The sequence below is a fragment of the Acinetobacter amyesii genome (assembly GCF_002018365.1).
In the GTDB taxonomy this organism is placed as follows: domain Bacteria; phylum Pseudomonadota; class Gammaproteobacteria; order Pseudomonadales; family Moraxellaceae; genus Acinetobacter; species Acinetobacter amyesii.
In genome coordinates this window covers 62,045-83,282 of sequence record NZ_MVKX01000011.1, presented here as the reverse complement: position 1 = coordinate 83,282, position 21,238 = coordinate 62,045, and the positions used below count along the sequence as shown (strand labels likewise).

The following is a 21,238-nucleotide window of genomic DNA, read 5'->3' as shown; positions in this document are numbered from 1 at the left end:
GACTTAGTCCTGAGTTGGAAATGGGTCTGGGAGTTTTTCTGAGTTGGCTTCTACGCGAACAGCCGTGCCATATACAAATAACTCAGAGGCGCCTTGAGCAATATTTGAGGTTGAAAAACGGATACCGACGACCGCATTCGCCCCTAAGGCACGTGCTTTATCAATCATACGGCTCATGGCTTCTTGACGGGATTCTTCGAGTAGTTCTGTATAACCTTTGAGCTCACCACCCACAATATTTTTTAGGCCAGCCATAAAGTCACGACCAACATGTTTACTGCGGACAGTACTGCCATAAACGACATCAAGTTGTTGTGTAATGGTATGACCTGGAACAGATTCAAGATTACTTAAAAGCATTTTTAGTTATCAATATAAAAAGGTGAATTGAAGATAGGAAACTCTTCAACAAAAAGCAATATGTTCATTTTTATTTTGAAGCTTCGATCTAAAAATGAAAAAAGCCCACCGAAGTGAGCTTTTCAAATATTACTGACTAGGCTAAATCAAATTATTGTTTTGATGCCGCTTTACGCTCAGCAGTAGAGGGTTGGTATTGCACAGCATCAGAAGTGTTGGCTTTGATACCGCCACCAAGTGTTTTATACAATTCAACTTGGTTGTTGAGATTTGCTTGTTCAAGCAGCAACAAACCTTGCTCAGCTGCATAAGATGCACGCTGCGCATCCAGTACAGTTAGGTAGCTATCAATACCAGCACGGAAGCGAGCATTTGATAGTTTGTACGTTGTATTGGTTGCATCAACTAAACGGCGCTGTGCTGCAATACGGTCACCAATGTTTTGGCGAACTGCAAGCGCATCATTCACTTCACGGAAAGCTGACTGAACTGATTTTTCATAATCAGACAATGCAATTTTCTGGTCAGTTTCAGAAACTTTAATATTGGCCTGACGTGTACCCCAGTCGAAGATTGGAATATCTAGACTAGGGCCAGCAGACCATACAAAGTTGCCTGATTTAAATAGATCACCTAAGTCCGTTGAAGCATAACCCGCAGAACCTGTCAGGCTAATCGTAGGGAACAGACGTGCTTTAGCTGCACCAATGTTCGCACCAGCAGCAGACAGTTTATATTCAGCTGCACGTACATCTGGACGGTTGTTCAACAAGTCACTTGGAATACCTGAACCAATGGTATTGGTCGAAGTAATACGATTGACACGTTGGTTTGGAAGCAAGTTCGCAGGCACTTGTTGACCCACTAATAGGTTCAATAAGTTTTGCGCTTGAGCAATTTGAGTCTTGTAATTCGCAACATCATTACGTGCAGTTTCTACAGAAATTTGAGCCTGACGAACAGGAACTTCACTGTCGATACCAACATCAAAACGCTTTTTGTTGAGATTATAAGATTCAAGTTGAGCCTTTAATGTTTGATCCGCAAGCTTCAAGTTTGAGTTGGCATACGCATAGTTTAACCATGCTTGAGCCACTTGACCCACGAGCGCAATTTGCGTTGCATCACGGGCACTTGCAGTTGCAAGGTAACTATCTAAGGCATTGTCTTTTAAGCTACGTACACGACCCCAAAAATCAAGTTCATAGGCAGTGACACCTAAACCGACATTGTAAGAAGTTACAGGCTTTTGCGTATTCAACGTGTCTTGACGAAGTACGCTACCACTTGCACCAATGGTTGGTAATTGACCATTGGCAGTGATTTGGTACTGTTGCTGTGCACGTTCAATATTTAAAGCTGCGGTACGCAGGTCACGGTTATTGGCTAAAGCTAAGTCAAGAACTTGTACCAGACGTTGGTCAGCAAAGAAATCTTTATATCCTTGCTCAGCCACAGAAGTGCCAGAAGCACTTGCTGTGTAGCTTTCGGGGATATTGGTCTGAACAACCGGCTCTGGACCACGCATGCTTTGGCAGGCAGCCAAAGCAAGCGCAAGTGAAGAAACCGCAATGCTACGACCTGCAATAGACCATACATTTTGCATCACGATAAATGCTCCTGATTATTTTGTTGTTTTGGTTTGTACTTAAAGATACTTCGGATCCATACGTAGAACACAGGAATAAAGAAGATACCAAGTAGGGTAGAACTGATTACGCCACCCAATACACCATAACCTACAGAGTGCTGACTACCTGCACCTGCACCCGATGAAAGCGCAAGAGGAAGTACACCAAAACCAAAGGCTAAAGTGGTCATGATAATTGGACGTAGACGCATTTTAGCGGCATGCAAAGTTGCGTCAAACAGATCTTCACCTTTTTCTTGAAGTTCTTTGGCAAATTCTACGATCAAGATCGCATTCTTCGCGGACAAACCAATGACGGCAATAATAGCCACCTGGAAGTAAATGTTATTCGCCAAGTTTGGATTTTTGAAGAACACCATTCCAAGGAAAGTCAGTAATAACGCACCCAATACACCTAATGGTACAACCAGTAATACTGAGAACGGAATAGACCAGCTTTCATACAAGGCAGCAAGACAGAGGAAGACGATTAACAATGAAAGTGCGTATAGGAATGGTGCTTGTGCGCCAGACTCACGTTCTTCTAGAGATAAACCAGTCCATTCATAGTCAAAGCCTTGAACGCCCATCGAAGGAAGTTTTTGTACAATTTCTTCCATCGCTTTCATCGCGTCTCCCGAACTTACACCCACACCCGGTGAACCTTGAATGTTCACAGATGCGATACCGTTATAACGTTCAAGACGTGGTGAACCATAAGTCCATTCGCCAGTAGCGAAGGTCGAGAATGGAACCATTGTGCCTTGGTTGTTACGAACATACCACTGGTTCAGGTCTTCAGGCATCATACGTGCTGCAGCTTCACCCTGTACATAGACTTTCTTCACACGACCACGGTCAACGAAGTCGTTGATGTAAGAACCACCCCATGCCATACCCATTGTGGTATTGATTTCAGCAATGCTGACACCCATAGCACCGGCTTGAGCTTGGTCAATCGTGATTTTGTACTGTGGCGTATCTTCTTGGCCGTTAGGACGAACACCCATGAGACGTTTATCTTGAGCAGCCATACCGAGCACCATATTACGGGCATCGATAAGTTGTTGATGGGTTTGACCTGCAGAAGCTTTTAACTGCAAGTTGAAGCCAGCAGTTACACCCAATTCAGGCATGGCTGGTAATTGGATTGGCATGATGTATGAAGCATCCTTCACGATCATGTTCAATGCCATACCACGTTGAATAATCGCACCCACTTGAGATTCAGGTGATGTACGGTCTTCCCAATCTTTTAACTTGACGAAAGCAAGACCTGCGTTTTGACCCACACCTGTGAACGAGAAGCCGGCAACACTGAATACAGATTCGACATATTTTTCTTCGTTTTTCAGGAAGTAATTGGTCATTGCAGTGACAGTTTTGTCCGTACGCTCAAGTGAAGCATTCGGTGGTAACTGTACAAGGGTCATCACGACACCTTGGTCTTCATCAGGTAAGAATGACGATGGTAATTTTTGGAATAAAAGTACCAACAAGCCGATCACAACCGCATAAATCACACCAGAGAAAATCTTGTGGTGTGTCATGAAGTTCACGCCGCCTTGGTATTTATGCGCAATTTTATCAAAAGAGCTGTTAAACCAACGGAAGAAACGGGCAAAGATGTTGTTGCTTTCAGGTTTGTTTGGATCATGTTGTTTCAACATGGTCGCACATAGGGCAGGGGTAAAGGTCAATGCCACAATCAATGACAGAATCATTGCTGTTACCAGCGTGATTGAGAACTGACGATAAATTACACCTGTAGTACCACCGAAGAATGCCATCGGTACGAATACTGCGGTTAACACAGAGGTAATACCGATGAGGGCACCTGAGATCTGTTTCATTGAGATTTCAGTTGCAGTCACAGGGTCAAGATGATCTTCGACCATGACACGTTCAACGTTCTCTACGACAACAATCGCATCATCCACGAGGAGACCAATCGCCAGTACCATCGCGAACATGGTGAGTGTGTTGATCGAGAAACCAAACATGTTAATGACAGCAAATGTACCCAATACAACTACAGGTACAGCCAATGTCGGAATAATCGTTGCGCGCCAGTTCTGTAAGAACAAGAACATCACAAAGAATACGAGAATCACGGCTTCTACAAGGGTATGTACAACACTTTCAATAGACAATTTAATGAATGGTGTTGTATCAAATGCAAGTGTGTCTTCTAAACCTTCAGGGTAGTTTGGACGTAGCTCTTTTAAACGTGCTTCAACAGCTTCAGCTGTATCCAATGCGTTCGCACCAGTCGCCAGTTTAATCGCTACACCACCTGCAGGTTTGTTGTTGAACTTAGAGTCAAACTGATAGTTGTCCGCACCTAATTCAACACGTGCTACATCACCTATACGGACTTGAGCACCATTGGCACTGTTACGTAAGAAAATGTTTTTGAATTGATCAGGTGTTTGCAACAAACTTTGTGCTGTAACAGTCGCGTTCAGGACTTGACCTTCAGTTGCAGGCGCACCACCTAACTGACCAACAGCTACCTGAGCATTCTGTGTACGGATAGCCGCAGCCACATCACTCGGTGTAACTTGTAGGTTTGCCATTTTGGCTGGATCTAGCCAAATACGCATCGCATAAGAACCACCGAATACTTGGACTTCACCTACACCTGCCACACGGCTGAGAGGTTCAGAAATATTCGAGTTTACATAGTCCTTAATGTCGTCCGCAGTCAACTTACCTGACGGTGAGTGAAATGCTACAACTTGTAGGAAGCTTGCGCCAGATTTGGTGACTTTTACACCTTGACGTTGTACGTCTTCAGGTAAAAGCGCTGTCGCAGACTGGAGTTTGTTTTGGACTTGAACTTGGGCGATATCTGGATCGATCCCTTGTTCAAAGTTCAATGTAATAGATGCCTGACCGTTACCCGCACTGTTTGACGAAATATAACGTAAGCCATCCAAACCATTCATTTGTTGTTCAATGATTTGGGTTACGGTGTTTTCAACTGTTTCTGCAGACGCACCAGGGTAAGTCGCAGAGATTGAAACCGTTGGCGGCGCAATGGTCGGATACTGTGCAATTGGCATATTTGATAGCGTGAGTACACCCGCTAGCATAATTACCAATGCAATCACCCACGCAAAAATGGGGCGATGAATAAAGAATTGAGCCATTCAGTCTACTCCTTATGCGTTTGAAGTAGCTTTTTGTTCAGTTTTAGGCGCTGCTTGTTCTGCGGCTTTAGCGTCTGGCTTTGCTGCAGCAGGTTGTTGAGCACCTTGAGGTGCAGCAGCCTGAGGTTGATACGGTTTGGCTACAACTTGTTGCTCAGCTTTCACTTTCGCAATACCGTCAACAATCACTTTATCGCCAGTGTTTAAACCTTGAGTCACGATCCAGTTTGCACCTTGAGTACCGACTGTTGTTACAGGACGAGATTCTACAGCACCTTTTGCATTCACAATCATTGCCATTGCTTGACCTGTAGGGGTACGTGTAATAGCAGCTTGTGGAATAAGGTAAGCGTTTGGAATCACACCTTGAACGATACGAGCATTGGCAAACATACCCGGAAGCAATAAATGGTTCGGGTTAGAGAACACAGCACGAAGCGTAACCGTACCTGTATCAGGGTTCACACTCGCATCAGAGAATGCAAGACGACCTTCAATTGGGTATTCGCTACCATCTTCAAGACGTAATTTCACTTTGGTGTTATTACTGCTGTCTAAGTTGCCTTTGCTTAACTGTTGGCGTAGACGAAGAAGTTCAGCACTTGATTGGTTAATGTCAACGTACATTGGATCAAGACGTTGAATTGTTACCAATGGATCAGCTTGAGATGCAGTAACTAATGCACCCGCTGTGACTGTAGAACGGTTGGTTTGACCTGAAATTGGCGCACGTACAGTTGAGTAACCTAGGTTAATTTCTGCATTTTTAAGTTCTGCCTGAGATGCCGCAACATCTGCTTCAGCCAGTTTAACTTGAGCAACAATATCGTCGTATTCTTGTTTTGAAATCGCATTTGAGCCAACAAGCTGACGGTAACGACCTTCTTTAACACGTAACACGTTTAAGTTAGCTTGTTGACGTGTTAAAGCAGCACGAGCACTGTCAGCTGAAGCACGGTTTGTACGTGAGTCGATCTCGTACAAGGCTTGTCCTTCGCGAACATAGCTGCCTTCTGCAAATAGACGTTTCAGTACTACACCACTGGTTTGTGGACGTACTTCTGAAATTTCATAGGCAGATGTACGGCCTGAAAGTTCAACAGATTGTTCAACGCTTTGCGGTTGGGCAACAATGACACCGACTTCAGTTGGTGGCATTTGCTGTGCAGCAGCAGCTTGCTGTGCATCTTTAGGATCTTTGCTACAACCAACAAGTGCAATACTTGTTGCCAATGCGCAAGCAGTCAGGGCAGGAGCCCAAAGCTTTGCAGACATCATTGTTCCACCTCAATTAGATATTTATCTAAATAATTCATTTGTTTACGCTTTACTGATTTTGATGTAACTCAAATAAAGTAGCGTGATCCAAATAAAACTTATGCTCCAACCGGATAAGACATCAGTCGGAAAATGAACCCCAACATAAACTCGCGAAACACCCATACACAGCATCCATAACAATGCCAAAATGGTGATCAAGCGATGTTGAGCATGTTGTCGGTAAATCAAGATCATCAAACACGCAAGCGATGCAGCATAACAACTGTGTGCGCTTGGAAATGAACTCCCGTAAGACGCTACAAGATGGTACATTTCTGGGGGACGCGGTCTGGTGAACGTAAATTTAAGCAACCATGCAAGGCCGATACTTCCAAAGATCCCTATACTGATAAAAATAATCTCTGTGTATTTTTTATACCACGCAAAGTGTAAACACCATAGCGTGGTGAAAAATAATACAAAAGGCATGCCGCCTAACGCCGAAAGTCCGATGGCAATTTGATTAAAAACAGCAATACGGTGCTGACTCATCCATTCCACGAGATTTAAATCTATTAGATTTAAATGGCTAGAATAAAGCGACAACACACTGATAATTAATGCAAAAAAACCAACAAACAGTAGCGTTCGTGGCATATTTTATTCCTTGTCATTTTAACCGGTTCGAGCTCGGTTAATTAATGGAATAAAGTGTACTCATCAGTACACTTTATTTCAAGTCTGTGTAAATCATACTGATTTTATTTTTTGTGTTCATTTACATCTTACTAAAATAAAACACAAATCTGCTAATGATTGTTCTTACTGGCTTGTGTGCCATCTTCAACTTCAAGTGGGGTTTTTGGTGGCCAGAAAAAGTCACTTGGTCGAGTTAGAAAATGAGTCATCACCAATTTAGCCAGAGGTTTCCATTGTTCAAATCTTACGCGACGTGCCCGTAGTGCCACAATAATTGTTAACGTGAAACTGACGAATAAGTTGGTAAGACCGATCAGAATAACCCCCAAGAATGACACAATGATTAAGCCAATGTCTGGTGAACCATTGATATTGATGAGGCCTTGAATGAAGTTGGCCGATGCGAAGGCAATATGGCGAATATCTAAAGGTAAACCTAAGATATAACCAATTGTTCCCATACTACCCAGCATGATCCCGAATAAGAAGTTACCCGCCAAAGCACCTAAGTTTCGTTCAATGTAAGCGGCAAATTTATCCAGTCTGTCTTGACCCATGATGCGTTTTAACTTTGGATGCGCTTGAATTCGTGGTCCAACTTTGCGATAAACCGCCATGTTGTCAAAATAACCAGCAATCAAACCGGATAAAAACAAACATACCCCAGCAATCGCAGCATGTGGGACAGCGAGAGAAGTGAAGGGGTTAAGGTCGTGTAAGGTTTTGGCTGCTTTTGCATGATTCATTAAAGGTTCATGTAAAGCCATGTCCCAGCTGAGGGCGATCAGTGCTGCAACTGGAATCGCAATACTGATGTTGCCTAAAATCGCGATAAACTGTGTACGGATAATATTAATAATCAGCGCAGCCAGTTCGGCAATCTGCGCCATTTTCGAGCCTTTACGATGTTGAACCGTCGAGGCAAGTGCGGCAGCTGTCATTGCAGGCTGTTTAGTGGCAACTGTAAAATGTAAAACATGAATCAGCATAAAGCCGAAAGAGTAGTTCAGACTATATGAAATGGCTTGCATGAGCGGTGCCATGGTCACACGGGCCATCAGCACTTTTAACGTTGCCATACATGCTATGATCACGCCGGCACCTGCCGCAGATCGGTACATGCTCATAAAGCCTTGTTTGTCGGTACTTACATAGTGTTCGCCAGTTTTGCTTGCGTTTTCGGTGACTTGTAGCGCAACTAACTCACTATTGGTGGCAAGTAAATCGCGCACGCTGCGCTCGCTATAAATCGCTGACGTCACATCACTGAGTAAACTGCCCATAGACACATAGCGGACGTCATCTTCTTCAACTATCAGGTTGAGTAAGATTTCTAAACGATCTAAACACTGTTCTAAAAGTGATAATAAGTAAGTCAGACTGACACTTACACCAATACGTTTGGTCGCACGGCGAATCTTCAGGACTACATCACGACATTGTTCCAGCATCACCAACGCTTGAGAAGCATCTGGCGGTAGCACGGCACTCATTTCTTCAGCACTTTGATGGAGCTTTTTATACTGTTGAATAAAATCGTTTATTTCACGGTTTTGCACCAAAAAAGGCGATTCATATTCGGTCAGTTCAGGCTGCGCATTAATAAATTCAGGATATAAGCCAATACCACTTACCCGATAGGACAAAACGGTAATGGCCTTAATTAACTCACGGCGAATTTTCTTTTTTTCTTCTTGATTGCTATGGCCTTGGTTAAACAATCGAAAGAGCTGCATCCATTGCTGATCATCAATACTGTCGAGCCAATATTTGTCGCTATGACGATAAAAAACTCGACGGACTAAATCTTGTAATTGAGTTTCGTCATTGATCAGGGGAAGAAAATGTGCGCCAAGACGTTGGAACAGTTGTCCCCAAAAACCATCGAGAGACAAAATACCCGTGTCCGCATATAAACTGGTTTGTTTATATCGGCTAATGAGTTTTAGAACAAAGCTTTGCAGGGTAGAGGCTGCATCTGGCGTGATGAGTAAAGCTTGGATGAAAGCCTGAAATTTTTTCTTAATTTCGTCAGTATTTTTTGTATCTTCTGGTCGAATTCGGTTGACCAATTCGATCAGCAAGTTTTCATCCAGCACAGCCCGAGGGGTATCGAGCTGTTGCTGCATGGTCAAAAAGATATCATTCAGTTTTATATGCATAGGCAAGGGGAATTACGATGAATATTGTTAATTATTGAATTCGGTGTAATGCCAAGTTTGCGAGGTTGATTAAAGCTTGACGATATTCAGTATCTGGTAGCGCTGCTAAAGCGGCTAGTGCTGCTTCAGTTTCTTCAGTCGCACGTTGGCTACAATAATCGAGTGCCCCAGAGCTTTGTACAATTTGAATAACACGCTCTAAATCTGCCGTACCACCTGTGGCAATACTGCGGCGAATAATGTCATGTTCTTCGCCAGTGGTATTCTTTAAGGCAGAGATTAAAGGTAAAGTTGGTTTACCTTCCATCAAATCATCACCAATATTTTTACCTAATGTTTCAGCATCTGAGGTGTAATCTAAAATATCGTCAATAATTTGAAAGGCATTTCCAAAGTGTCCGGCAAATTTTCTAAGCGGTTCACGGTACTCTGGTGTACCAGTCAGAATTGCGGCACCTTCGGTAGCGAGCTCAAATAAACGTGATGTTTTGCCGTGAATAATATCTAAATAAGTTTGTTCTGTGGTTTCTGGTTGGTGCTGTGATTGAAGTTGTAAAACTTCACCTTCAGCAATTTCACAGGTACCTGTTGAAAAGTCTTTGAGTAATACCTTGCTGTCTAGATCCACCAATAAATCAAAAGCACGAGAAATTAGAAAATCACCCACAAGTACGGCAGTTTGATTATTCCATGTCGCATTTGCGGTTGGCCGACCACGGCGTAAACCCGATTCATCTACTACGTCGTCATGTACCAAGGTTGCGGTATGTAGCATTTCAATAATTGCTGCAAGTTTACGGTGTTTTTCTAAATCTTCTGCACCACAAGCTTTTGCTGCAAGTAAGCACATAATTGGACGCATGCGTTTACCGCCTGCTTCAACCACATGTTTACTGACTGCCATGACCAAGGCAACTTTAGAGGTGATCCCTTCATTAATAAATTTGTCCATCGCAGCAAAGTCAGTGGCAACAGGCGCGAGAATATCTTGCTTAAAGTCGATGGTCATATGAAGAGAAACCTCAATAATTTTTGAATTACAGACGTAGTGTAGCAATTTGTTATATGAATAACAGATAAGAACTTACTCAATTGACTTAATCTTAAGTGATTTTTTTCATCAAGCGGAAGTATTGTACTTATTTTTTAACAGACTTTTATCTTTAGCATGTTGTTTGAACAGCATGTTGTTGATGTCAGTCCAGTGTATATTAGCGAATTGTTGCTAAAAATCTATGTCAAACCTTGCCAAAAGCATGATAAGTGAAATAGAGCACTCATTTTAATGGTTTTAATGACGCTGTTTATATAATAAACGCATACTCATCTAATATTTTACGGAAATGACTTGTTGTTTTTCGGGTTATCCCTTAAAATCTTTGCCTTTGCAAAACCCCAGTGACGATCGTTTTAAGATCGGTATATCCCTTTACCGGCACGACAACACGGGCATGTTTGGAGTACTTAAATGTACGCAGTAATCCAAAGCGGTGGTAAACAACACCGTGTAGTTGAGGGTGAAACCCTTAAAGTAGAATTATTGAAAGCTGAAACTGGCTCAACTGTTACTTTTGATGACGTGTTGATGCTTGTTAACGGTGACAGCATTCAAATTGGTGCACCAGTAGTAGCTGGCGCTAAAGTAACTGCTGAAGTAGTTAGCCATGGTCGTCACGACAAAATCCGCATCATCAAAATGCGTCGTCGTAAACACTATCGTAAACAACAAGGTCACCGTCAATGGTTCACTGAGTTGAAAATTACAGCTATTTCAGGCTAATTACGAGGAGTAAGTAGACATGGCAACTAAAAAAGCCGGTGGTTCGACTAAAAACGGTCGTGACTCGAACCCAAAAATGTTGGGTGTTAAAATCTACGGCGGTCAATCTGTGACTGCTGGTAACATCATCGTTCGTCAACGTGGTACTGAATTCCACGCTGGTGTAAATGTAGGTATGGGCCGTGACCATACTTTATTTGCAACTGCTGACGGCGTTGTGAAATTCGAAGTGAAAGGCCAATTCGGTCGTCGCTACGTATCTGTTGAAGCGTAAGCTTTAATAGAAAAAAACCCGCAATTTTTGCGGGTTTTTTTCGTCTGAAGAAAATGTGATGTATTTTTTTTGATTGTTACAAATGATGTATAAAGCAATAAATCACCATAAATAGTGATTTAAATCACAAAATTTAAAGAGCGTAATAGAGGAGTACAAATACAAAAAAAGGATAAGGACATGAATAAAATATTGAATACAGTTTTTATCAATGCTGACTATCAGAAAAGGAATTGTCCTGATAAAAGCCAACAAATTGCATTTGAAAAGACACTAGGACTTGGTGAAACAACTTCAATCGCTATTAAAGCTGTACCAAAATTACTTGCTGTGAGTATTTTACTTTCTCTAGGCTCAATTGCATGGGCTGGTGGGAGTGGCTCGTCATATCCTGAGCATAATTGTAATCGTTGCAATAGTGGTATTCCTGGGCCAGAAGGGCCAGTAGGGCCAGTAGGGCCAATGGGACCTCAAGGTCCTGCTGGTGAAAAAGGTGATACGGGTGCTACGGGTGCACAGGGTGAGACTGGAGCTAAAGGTGACAAAGGCGATACGGGTGCTACAGGAGAGACTGGAGCTAAGGGTGACACTGGGGCAACAGGCGCTACAGGTGCAACCGGAGCTAAAGGTGACAAAGGTGATACTGGAGCAGTAGGTGCTACAGGTGCGACCGGGGCTAAGGGTGACAAAGGTGATACTGGCGCAACAGGCGCTACAGGTGCAACCGGAGCTAAGGGTGACAAAGGTGATACTGGAGCAGTAGGTGCGACTGGGGCTAAGGGTGACAAAGGTGATACTGGCGCAGTAGGCGCTACAGGTGCAACCGGAGCTAAGGGTGACAAAGGTGATACTGGTGGAGTAGGTGCTACAGGTGCAACTGGTAAAGATGGACTCAATGGCCGAGACGGCATCGATGGTAAGGATGGTTTGAACGGTCTGAATGGCAGCAATGGTCTAGATGGTGCAAGTGCTTATCAAGTTGCGGTGAGCAATGGTTATGAAGGCAATGAAGACCAATGGTTAGAAAGTCTACGTGGTGCAGTTGGCGCACAAGGACTAACTGGTGAAAATGGTTTCAGTGCATATGAACTTGCGATAAAAAATGGATTTGTAGGTACTGAAGTGGACTGGTTATTGAGCTTAAAAGGAACAGATCCGTACATTAAAATCCAATCAAACGTTGCCAATACAGCACCTAAACCAACTGCGAATGGACAAGATGCGATTGCAGTCGGTGCAGGTAATAAAGCTGATGGTAATCAGTCTATTGCCCTCGGTGTAAACAATACCGTCAATGGTGATGGCTCTGGTGCAGTAGGTTCAAATAACACAGTCACAGGTAATAATACCTATGTGGTTGGTAACAATATCAACACATCGGCAAATAATGCTGTAGTACTAGGCAATGGTTCAAGCTCTAACCGCAATAATACGGTTTCTGTTGGATCGACTGGTGCAGAGCGCCAAATTATTTATGTGGCAGCAGGTACGGCGGACACCGATGCGGTAAATGTGAAACAAATGCGAGACGCCGATCTAGACGTGTTAAATAACTCAAAAGCATATACAGATCAACATGGGGCAAATGTACTCAATCAAGCCAATAGTTATACCAACCAACGTGTGAATGAATTGAACCATAATTTCAATAAATTTAAAGATAATGTTTATGGTGCTGTTGCTTCAAGTATTGCAATCGCCTCCTTACCGCAACCGACAGATGCTGGATACAACATGTTTAGCGTAGGTATGGGGACTTGGGAAGGTTCACAAGGCTATGCAGTAGGTTTTAGTGGAGTAACTGAGAGCAATAAATATGTTTATAAATTGGCTGCAACAGGAAACTCTGAAGGTGACTTTGGCGCTGGTGCATCGATCGGTTGGCAATGGAAATAACTCAATATTGGAATGTTGAAATTGCTAAAATGTTGTTTAATTATTTGAAAGGCATTTGAGTTAAATCAAGTGCCTTTTTACTTTATATTTCTCCATCATGATGAATAAAAAACAGCAATTTGCATTAATAACCATACAAAACTTCTTATTTTCTCTAAATTTAGTCAATGAAAGTGGTTTAAGATGGAGCCATCTAACAAATTGCGTTGATGCAAATATAAAAGGTGAATCTATGAAAATGCTTCGTAAAACCATCTGTGCTATGGCATTAGGTGCAGCGACACTGGCACCGGTTATGAGTACGACAGTATTCGCGGCACCAGTTGCAGCGTCGGAGCAGCAGGCAACTGCCAATTTGGTGAAACAATTATCGGGTATTAAAAGTTTTACAGCTAACTTTCAGCAAACTACAAAAGTGACTAACCCGAAAGCTACTCAAAAGAAAGGTTTAAGTGCGCAGCATATGAACCAAACTTTTAGTGGGGTCATGAAAGTTCAGCGTCCGGGTAAATTCTATTGGGAAACAACCAGCCCATCTAAGCAAACCATTGCGACTACAGGTAAAACAGTTTGGATCTATGACCCAGACCTACAACAAGCAGTACGCCAAAGCTTAGATGACCAAGTTGCGAATACGCCTGCATTATTATTGTCAGGTAATACTGCTCAAATCATGAAGTCTTATCGTATTACACAGCCGAATAAGACCAAAACATATTACACCTTATACCCAAAAAGTGATGATGGTGTGTTTCAAAGCTTAACCATTAGTTTTGGTGCGAAAAATGCGCCGACCTTAATGATTCTCCAAGACTCATTAGGTCAAACAACAAATGTTCGTTTCAATAATGTGAAGGTGAATGCGTCTATTCCAGCGTCAACCTTTAACTTTGTACCTCCAAAAGGTACGGACATTATCGATCAATAATTGTCATGAACGAAAAAAAGCAGACATCGGTCTGCTTTTTTTATGGAGAAATGTAAAGCAAGCAAGCTGAATTTAAGTGAAATTTAGTAGTATGCTGATATTCGCAGGTTACTTAAATGAAGTGACTTGTGGTTTTGACTGTTGCTATAGGGAATTTTGGGATGAAAAAAAATCATATGAATAATATAGCTTGGGCTGTTTCAGCTGTGGTTTTAGTCGGATCATTAACGGCCTGTCATCCTCGAAATGAACCTGTTGAAGGTGCAACAACGGAACAGAAGCCAGCGGTCGTCGCTGATGCGATTCCACTTATTCAATCTAAATCTGTTGCGATGCAATTGCCGAAAGCACAAGCTTGCGATGCGGAAGGTTGTACCCAATATACGATTCAAACGGTTGAAACCAATGTTGATTGGATCAATCAATATTTTACTGACCGGATTAAAAAGGCAGATCCAATTGCATTTTCAACTGAGCCGAATCAAAAAATTGATTTATCGGACAAGACCGATGCAGGCCTAAGTCAAAGTACCACTTCTGTTCGATATATTAGTCAGTGGGGGCATATCGCAACTTTTGCGATCGAAAGCTATACCTACGCAGCGCATGCTGCTCATGGCATGTCGCATGTTGAATATGTCAATTTTGATTTAAAAGCCAAAAAACGTTTGGCTTTACAAGATGTCTTAGTCAAAGGTGCAGATGCGAAAGTGATTAGCGCACTTTTTGATGCTAACTATATGTGGTTAGATAGTCACGATATTGAACGTTCAAAACTACAGTTAAGCGATAATTTTTATTATGGCGCGAACGGGATCGTATTTGCTTATCCATTGTATGAATTGGCGAGCTACGCAGAGGGCATGCCTGAGCTAAAACTTCCATATTTTATGGCTAAAGGGCTATTTAAACCTGAATATTTACCAAGTTTGCCAAATTACGAAACCAAATAAGACAATTTGCAGCAAGATTATTGGTCTAATAAGGGGCAGCTGTAAGCTCGGTCACTGTATTTTTAAGTGTTAAGAGCTTACACTATAGCCAGTTTTTTTCTTTACTTAAGATTGGCTATGATCGACCCGAAATTACTCAGAAATAATATTGAGGCTGTAAACTTAGCCTTAGCAAAACGTGGTGTTCAACTCAACGTAGCAGAGTGGGCAGACCTTGAAGCTCGCCGTAAGGAAATTCAGTCTAAAACTGAGTCGTTACAAGCTGAACGTAATGCTGGTGCAAAACAAGTTGGTCAAATTAAAAAAGCTGGCGGTGATGCATCTGAAATCATGGCACGTATGTCTGCTATTGGCGATGAAATTAAAGCGGCTGAACTCGCACTTACTGACCTTCAAGCTGAACTCGAAGCCAAATCTTTATCGATTCCAAATTTACCTCATGAGTCTGTGCCAGAAGGTAAAGATGAAAATGACAATGTTGAAGTTTTAAAATGGGGTACACCACGTCAGTTTGATTTTGAGATCAAAGACCATACTGACCTAGGTGAAATGATGGGCGGTTTAGAATTTGAAACCGCAACTAAATTGACTGGTACTCGTTTTAGCGTACTCAAAGGCCCATTGGCGCGTTTACAACGTGCAATTACCCAATTTATGTTAAATACACATACCTTGGAAAATGGCTATACCGAAGCTTATGTACCGTATTTAGTTAATGCAGATTCTTTACGTGGTACAGGTCAATTGCCTAAATTTGAAGAAGACTTATTTAAACTTCAAGGCGAAAAAGAATACTACTTGATCCCGACTGCAGAAGTGCCTGTAACCAACTTCGTGCGTGATGAAATCATTGACCCAGAACGTTTGCCATTAAAATATGCAGCGCATACGCCATGTTTCCGTAGTGAAGCAGGTTCGTATGGTCGTGATACGCGTGGCTTAATTCGTCAGCATCAATTCGACAAAGTTGAAATGGTTCAAATTGTAAAACCTGAAACGTCAATGGAAGCATTGGAACAGTTAACAGGCCATGCGGAAGGAATCTTGCAAGCACTTGGTTTACCGTACCGTAAAGTCGTACTTTGCGGCGGCGACATGGGCTTTGGCGCAATCAAAACGTATGATTTAGAAGTTTGGGTGCCAAGTCAAAATACCTACCGTGAAATTTCATCTTGCTCATGCATGGGTGACTTCCAAGCACGCCGTATGAAAGCGCGTTACCGTGCTGACCAAAAGAAAACTGAGTTTGTACACACGCTGAATGGTTCAGGTTTGGCCGTTGGGCGTACTTTACTTGCCGTGATGGAAAACTATCAACGTGCAGACGGTTCAATTGAAATTCCAGCAGTACTTCGTCCATATATGGGCGGTGCTGAATTTATCGATTAATAGTCGATAAAGTGCATACATTTGTGCACAAAAATTGCTTAAGACAATCAGATTTAAACTATTGAGGTCGTGTGTGGATATCTTTCCAATCTCTTTGAAGTTGCAGCAGCAACCTTGTCTGATTGTTGGTGGTGGTCGAATTGCATATCGAAAGGCTGTGCTGCTTGCAAAAGCGGGCGCACAGCTGACAGTTTGTTCACCCGAAATTGAAGATGATTTATTGAGCTTGGTTAATCAAACCCAAGGTCAATATCTCAACTCGGTTTATCACGAATCGGTTTATCAAGAAAATGCCATTGCGCTGCGTCAGTTTCGTTTAGTGATTGCAGCAACCAATGACAAAGCTGTCAATCAGGCGGTATTTGAAGCCTGTGAAGCTGAAAATGTCTTGGTCAATAGTGTTGATGATCCGCCACATTGCCGTTTTATGGTTCCTGCAATTATTGACCGTTCTCCGCTGGTCATCTCCGTTGCATCCAATGGCACATCACCAGTACTCTCGCGCCAAATACGTACCCAGTTAGAAAGCTCAATACCGCATGGCATGGGCAAACTGGCTGAGTTCTCAGGTCAATGGCGCGCAGCTGTTAAAGCCAAAATTGTTAATCCAGATGAACGCCGTATTTTTTGGGAAGACTTGTATGCAAGTCCGCTCAAAGAGCAGGTGTTTAATGATAATTTGACTGAAGCCAATCGTTTGATTGAACAGGCCTTATTGGAATGGAAACAGCCGAAAGGTGAGGTGTATTTGGTGGGTGCAGGGCCGGGTGATCCTGAACTACTGACCTTAAAAGCCCTACGTTTAATGCAGCAAGCGGATGTGGTGATCTATGACCGTTTGGTTTCTCAGCCGATTATGGACCTCTGCCGCCGTGATGCTGAAAAAATCTATGTAGGTAAAGCAAGATCCAATCATGCTGTTCCGCAAGAAGGCATCAATGCCTTACTGGTGAAATATGCCAGTGAAGGAAAACGCGTCTGCCGCTTAAAAGGTGGAGATCCGTTCATCTTTGGCCGCGGCGGTGAAGAAATTCAGGAACTCTTTGCGGCAGGCGTTGCCTTCCAAGTCGTTCCGGGAATTACTGCTGCCTCTGGATGTTCGGCTTATGCAGGGATTCCTTTAACGCATCGTGATTATGCGCAAAGTGTACGCTTCTTGACAGGGCATCTGAAAGAAGGTTCACCTGAGCTACCTTGGAATGAGTTGGTTTATCAAAATCAAACGCTCGTGCTGTATATGGGCTTGGTCGGTCTAGAAAAAATTTGTGAGAAACTCATCGCGTATGGGCAGCGTCCAGACATGCCTGTCGCATTGGTTTCTAAAGGGACGACACCTGAACAAAAAGTCGTGGTCGGGACATTGGCAGATATTGCATCTAAAGTCAGTGAATACCAAATTCAGGCGCCTACATTGACCATTATTGGTGATGTGGTGAGTCTGCGTGAACAACTTCAATGGCATGAGCGAGGATAAGCAACGCAACGCGTTGCCCGAGCGCAAGGCGAAGGCTATGCCTGAGTAAAGAGGATAAGCAAGCTGCTGAATTGTCCAAATGCAAGGCGAAGGCTATGCCTGAGCAAAGAGGATAAGCAAGTTCTGATATTATCCAATCGCAATGCGAAAGCTAAGCAAAGAGGATATGCAAACTCTCGTATAGTCCATATGCAATGCGCAAGCTAAGCAATGTAGATAAGCAAGCGCTTGTTGTACCATCTAAACTTATGCTTCAGCTATAGAAACTATAGCCTGAGCTTAAAGCCATTATTTAACTAAAGAGTAGAGAAAAAAACTGTGATCCATGTTGTTTTATACGAGCCAGAAATTCCTGCAAATACAGGGAATATCATTCGTTTATGTGCCAATACTGGAGCGCAGTTACATTTGGTCAAGCCATTAGGTTTTGAGCTGGATGATAAAAAACTTCGCCGTGCAGGTTTGGATTATCATGAATGGGCACACATGAAAGTGTGGGAAAACGTTGAAGAATGCCTTGCGGGCTTAAAAGCGCAAGGTATTGAGATGGATGCCATTTATCCATTAACCACCAAAGGTTTTGAAACACCGCATACCTCTAATTTAAACCGTCCTGTAGCTTTGTTGATGGGGCCAGAAACACGTGGTTTGCCGGAAAATGTCCGTTTGATGTTCCCGAAAGAACATTGGATTCGCCTGCCGATGGCACCTAATTCACGCAGTTTAAACTTGTCTAATGCTACTGCTGTGATTTTATATGAAGCTTGGCGTCAGCAAGACTTTAAAGAATTGGTCTAAGTGTGATCTGTTCAAAAAGCCGCTCTATCGAGCGGTTTTTTATTGGGAGTGAGCACAGTGAACCGTTTACAGCAATGAAGTTTTGTAAAATAAGGGGTTAAAAACTTCAGCATCAATATAAAAATGTGTATAAGAACACTGTGAAGAAATAAAACGGGTACTTAAAACTTGAAATCTATAAATTTAAAAGCTTTTGGTGTCGTGATTGCGACCGGATTCATTTCATCAATGAGTTGGGCTAATCCAACCGTATCGACCACAACGGAACAGACACCAGTGACCGTCACTGCAACTACAGAAAATGTTCCAGTTGTACCAAAGGCTGAGGTGATTAAGCCTTTTACTAAGGCTGAAATCCAGCAGGGCATGCTGGAAATGCAGCAAAGACAAAATCAGCGTATTGAGGAATGGGGGAAAACACTAAAAGCCGACGATTTTGAGCGTTCTTGGTATGGTGGTCGCCAATTGAAAAAAGCAAAGCGTCAGGAAGTATGTGGACTATATCAAGGCTTAGTCAATGAAACATACAGCTTGGCTCAAAAAAATAAAGCGCGTCTTAGCGTTGCTGATCAACAGCTAGTAGCAGATCGAAATCAATTTATTCAAAGTTTGGGTTATGAAAAAAATATCGTAGATACCAAGATGGGTTTTAATTGCCGCTTAAAATAAGTGGTTTGCTGAAACCCTTTTGATCCATCTCAATAATTAATGTCCTTGATGCCGAGACATCAAGGACATGGAAAAGCTCAAGGACTTTTAAAAGCTCAAATTACCTCGTGAATTAATCAATTAAATTAAAGTCACTCAGTTCTGTTTGTAGATGTTTTGGATTGTTTGCAAACAGTAGTTGACCACTGGTGTATAACCAACCGAGTTGACCTTGCTGCTGAAGACGTTTCAGCAAGACATCGTTAAACGTCGACGTTGCAAAGACAGTTTCGCTAAAGACTTTAAACTCACCGACATTGGTGTTTTCACTGTCTTTCATAAACAGCATGCCGTTTTTGGTGGTTGAACTCATATCTAAAGCACGGCTGACTAAGCGGTAACCGTCTTTAGCCTGCTCATCAATCAACTCCTGTAATTTTAAGCTGCGCTCTACACTATTGCTGCCGGTTGGGTAAGTTTTATGACGATAGCTGTAGGTGCCATGGTGTGCGCTGCTATTTATACAGGTTGCAACTTTAGGACTATTTTGATTGCCGTTCAGAATTTCAGGACGTAAACCAGTGAAATAACTTTTGAATTGAATAATACGGCAGCCTTGGGCACCCAGTGTATTAAGCATGGTTTCCAGTTGCACTGGGTCTACGAGTGGGGAAGCATAGCCGCTGTCATAGGTGTATGTTGCGGTATCATTTTCCTTCTTAATAAAATAATCTTTGAAATTCAGGGCATTGGTCGGTCTGACGCTATGCAAGTATTGATAACCTGATTTGCCTTTTTCATTTAACTGATTACGCCATGTAAAATAAATGTCAGCGGTAGAGGGTGCTGTACGATCTGCCACAATATGATTGAAACGCGTATTTTCATTGGCAAGTTTCATGTAGCTATTAACATTGCCATTGTCCAAAGTTTTAGAATCATAGCCAATTAACTTATAACCACTTTGTCCCATTGTATTGAGCTGAGCCAAGAAGTTTACTGTGTCGGTCGAATTAATAAAACTTTCAGACTTAAAGTCTGCAGTTGTGATTTTGGCTTTCGGTTTTAAATTGGTGAAGAATTCATTGGTGTTTTTTGTATAGCAGCGGCTGTCCTTGAGTGGGTCAGTAATTAGACCGCGTTGCATGATGATATAGCTTGGATTTGAAATCGTCGCGTTGATCACACAGAAAGAATTATTATTTAAAAAAGTTAAGACACGGTTGCTCGTCGCGCCACCTCTGACTGCTTGAAACTTAATCGCATGATATTCAAAGTTATTTAGTGTTGCAGCCGGCTGTATTTCACTCATGACCATGTCATGAAGTAATTGATAGCGTTTGGAAATAAATTCACCGCTGCAGGTTTTGCTTGAACTATTGTGTACTGCATATTTTAGTTCTTCGTTCTGTGCACTGACTGAATTTTCACTGGTTTTATGAATTGAAATTTGTGGTAAATCGCAATTACTGTTACCGAGGGCAGAGTTCCCTTGAATCCATTCACCTGTGAATTTATCCGCTACAGTTGTTGGTGTTGGTGTTGGTGTTGGTGTTGGTGTTGGTGTTGGTGTTGGTGTTGGCGTAGGTGTAGGTGTAGGTGTAGGTGTAGGTGTAGGTGTAGGTGTAGGTGTAGGTGTAGGTGTAGGTGTAGGTGTAGGTGTAGGTGTAGGTGTAGGTGTCGCGCCATCATCATTAGAGCTTGATCCACCACAGCCCACCAATGTCGTAAATACAGCAGCGATAATGCTGATTTTGTGATTATTATTCATGACTAGTGCTCAATAGAGTGAAGTTGTTATGTAGGGCTGATGCCGTTGTATACACTTTTAT

At 42.5% G+C, this 21,238-nt stretch carries 17 protein-coding genes; 9 read left to right on the top strand and 8 right to left on the bottom strand.

The window, feature by feature from the left end; translation table 11 throughout:
* Positions 1-3: 3 nt before the first annotated feature.
* The 7 genes from B1202_RS14985 to sdsA all read right to left on the bottom strand — a co-directional run bounded on the left by B1202_RS14985 (position 4) and on the right by sdsA (position 10,275).
* Complete coding sequence (locus B1202_RS14985; RefSeq protein ID WP_078191397.1) at positions 4-360, bottom strand: YbjQ family protein; 357 nt, start codon at positions 358-360, stop codon at positions 4-6.
* Between the two features lie 151 nt (positions 361-511).
* Positions 512-1,966 carry a multidrug efflux RND transporter AdeIJK outer membrane channel subunit AdeK gene (gene adeK, locus B1202_RS14980; protein ID WP_078191396.1) on the bottom strand — a complete coding sequence of 485 codons (1,455 nt, stop codon included), beginning with the start codon at positions 1,964-1,966 and terminating at the stop codon, positions 512-514.
* The gene (locus tag B1202_RS14975; protein ID WP_078191395.1) at positions 1,966-5,145 is read right to left on the bottom strand and encodes an efflux RND transporter permease subunit; all 3,180 of its coding nucleotides are present in this window, start codon (positions 5,143-5,145) and stop codon (positions 1,966-1,968) included. The genes adeK and B1202_RS14975 overlap by 1 nt, the downstream gene beginning before the upstream one ends.
* 12 nt (positions 5,146-5,157) lie before the next feature.
* Positions 5,158-6,423: an efflux RND transporter periplasmic adaptor subunit gene (locus tag B1202_RS14970; protein WP_078191394.1), complete on the bottom strand. Its 1,266-nt coding sequence runs from the start codon at positions 6,421-6,423 to the stop codon at positions 5,158-5,160.
* Between the two features lie 42 nt (positions 6,424-6,465).
* Positions 6,466-7,062, bottom strand: coding sequence for a phosphatase PAP2 family protein (locus B1202_RS14965; protein ID WP_078191393.1), 597 nt, complete (start codon positions 7,060-7,062; stop codon positions 6,466-6,468).
* Positions 7,063-7,214: 152 nt separating this feature from the next.
* The gene (locus B1202_RS14960) at positions 7,215-9,266 is read right to left on the bottom strand and encodes a site-specific recombinase (RefSeq protein ID WP_078191392.1); all 2,052 of its coding nucleotides are present in this window, start codon (positions 9,264-9,266) and stop codon (positions 7,215-7,217) included.
* Between the two features lie 31 nt (positions 9,267-9,297).
* Positions 9,298-10,275: an All-trans-nonaprenyl-diphosphate synthase gene (gene sdsA, locus B1202_RS14955; protein ID WP_078191391.1), complete on the bottom strand. Its 978-nt coding sequence runs from the start codon at positions 10,273-10,275 to the stop codon at positions 9,298-9,300.
* A 459-nt stretch (positions 10,276-10,734) separates the two neighbouring features.
* Between sdsA and rplU the strand changes: the two genes are divergently transcribed.
* The 9 genes from rplU to B1202_RS14910 all read left to right on the top strand — a co-directional run bounded on the left by rplU (position 10,735) and on the right by B1202_RS14910 (position 19,427).
* Positions 10,735-11,046: a 50S ribosomal protein L21 gene (gene rplU / locus B1202_RS14950; RefSeq protein ID WP_078191390.1), complete on the top strand. Its 312-nt coding sequence runs from the start codon at positions 10,735-10,737 to the stop codon at positions 11,044-11,046.
* Between the two features lie 19 nt (positions 11,047-11,065).
* Positions 11,066-11,320, top strand: coding sequence for a 50S ribosomal protein L27 (gene rpmA, locus B1202_RS14945; protein WP_067764378.1), 255 nt, complete (start codon positions 11,066-11,068; stop codon positions 11,318-11,320).
* A 180-nt stretch (positions 11,321-11,500) separates the two neighbouring features.
* Complete coding sequence (locus B1202_RS16750) at positions 11,501-13,216, top strand: YadA family autotransporter adhesin (protein ID WP_078191389.1); 1,716 nt, start codon at positions 11,501-11,503, stop codon at positions 13,214-13,216.
* A 232-nt stretch (positions 13,217-13,448) separates the two neighbouring features.
* Positions 13,449-14,144, top strand: a complete 696-nt coding sequence (lolA, locus tag B1202_RS14935; protein WP_078191388.1) for an outer membrane lipoprotein chaperone LolA — start codon at positions 13,449-13,451, stop codon at positions 14,142-14,144.
* A 161-nt stretch (positions 14,145-14,305) separates the two neighbouring features.
* Positions 14,306-15,097 carry an RsiV family protein gene (locus B1202_RS14930; protein WP_143221623.1) on the top strand — a complete coding sequence of 264 codons (792 nt, stop codon included), beginning with the start codon at positions 14,306-14,308 and terminating at the stop codon, positions 15,095-15,097.
* 117 nt (positions 15,098-15,214) lie between these two features.
* Positions 15,215-16,486 (top strand): serine--tRNA ligase, encoded by a 1,272-nt coding sequence (serS, locus tag B1202_RS14925; protein ID WP_078191387.1) that lies wholly within the window; start codon positions 15,215-15,217, stop codon positions 16,484-16,486.
* Positions 16,487-16,559: 73 nt separating this feature from the next.
* Positions 16,560-17,960 carry a siroheme synthase CysG gene (gene cysG / locus B1202_RS14920; RefSeq protein ID WP_078191386.1) on the top strand — a complete coding sequence of 467 codons (1,401 nt, stop codon included), beginning with the start codon at positions 16,560-16,562 and terminating at the stop codon, positions 17,958-17,960.
* 318 nt (positions 17,961-18,278) lie between these two features.
* A complete protein-coding gene (locus B1202_RS14915) occupies positions 18,279-18,758 on the top strand; it encodes a tRNA (cytidine(34)-2'-O)-methyltransferase (RefSeq protein ID WP_078191385.1) in 480 nt (159 codons plus the stop codon).
* Between the two features lie 168 nt (positions 18,759-18,926).
* Positions 18,927-19,427, top strand: coding sequence for a hypothetical protein (locus B1202_RS14910; RefSeq protein ID WP_078191384.1), 501 nt, complete (start codon positions 18,927-18,929; stop codon positions 19,425-19,427).
* A gap of 112 nt (positions 19,428-19,539) precedes the next feature.
* Here B1202_RS14910 and B1202_RS14905 read toward each other — a convergent pair whose 3' ends face one another.
* Positions 19,540-21,177 (bottom strand): PT dipeptide repeat lipoprotein, encoded by a 1,638-nt coding sequence (locus B1202_RS14905; protein ID WP_171262669.1) that lies wholly within the window; start codon positions 21,175-21,177, stop codon positions 19,540-19,542.
* Between the last annotated feature and the right edge of the window lie 61 nt (positions 21,178-21,238).

What these genes read in the sequence shown, in the direction of transcription:
- B1202_RS14985 (WP_078191397.1), bottom strand. Translation starts at nt 360, where the DNA reads ATGCTTTTAAGTAATCTTGAATCTGTTCCAGGTCATACCATTACACAA.
- adeK (WP_078191396.1), bottom strand. Translation starts at nt 1,966, where the DNA reads ATGCAAAATGTATGGTCTATTGCAGGTCGTAGCATTGCGGTTTCTTCA.
- B1202_RS14975 (WP_078191395.1), bottom strand. Translation starts at nt 5,145, where the DNA reads ATGGCTCAATTCTTTATTCATCGCCCCATTTTTGCGTGGGTGATTGCA.
- B1202_RS14970 (WP_078191394.1), bottom strand. Translation starts at nt 6,423, where the DNA reads ATGATGTCTGCAAAGCTTTGGGCTCCTGCCCTGACTGCTTGCGCATTG.
- B1202_RS14965 (WP_078191393.1), bottom strand. Translation starts at nt 7,062, where the DNA reads ATGCCACGAACGCTACTGTTTGTTGGTTTTTTTGCATTAATTATCAGT.
- B1202_RS14960 (WP_078191392.1), bottom strand. Translation starts at nt 9,266, where the DNA reads ATGCATATAAAACTGAATGATATCTTTTTGACCATGCAGCAACAGCTC.
- sdsA (WP_078191391.1), bottom strand. Translation starts at nt 10,275, where the DNA reads ATGACCATCGACTTTAAGCAAGATATTCTCGCGCCTGTTGCCACTGAC.
- rplU (WP_078191390.1), top strand. Translation starts at nt 10,735, where the DNA reads ATGTACGCAGTAATCCAAAGCGGTGGTAAACAACACCGTGTAGTTGAG.
- rpmA (WP_067764378.1), top strand. Translation starts at nt 11,066, where the DNA reads ATGGCAACTAAAAAAGCCGGTGGTTCGACTAAAAACGGTCGTGACTCG.
- B1202_RS16750 (WP_078191389.1), top strand. Translation starts at nt 11,501, where the DNA reads ATGAATAAAATATTGAATACAGTTTTTATCAATGCTGACTATCAGAAA.
- lolA (WP_078191388.1), top strand. Translation starts at nt 13,449, where the DNA reads ATGAAAATGCTTCGTAAAACCATCTGTGCTATGGCATTAGGTGCAGCG.
- B1202_RS14930 (WP_143221623.1), top strand. Translation starts at nt 14,306, where the DNA reads ATGAAAAAAAATCATATGAATAATATAGCTTGGGCTGTTTCAGCTGTG.
- serS (WP_078191387.1), top strand. Translation starts at nt 15,215, where the DNA reads ATGATCGACCCGAAATTACTCAGAAATAATATTGAGGCTGTAAACTTA.
- B1202_RS14905 (WP_171262669.1), bottom strand. Translation starts at nt 21,177, where the DNA reads ATGAATAATAATCACAAAATCAGCATTATCGCTGCTGTATTTACGACA.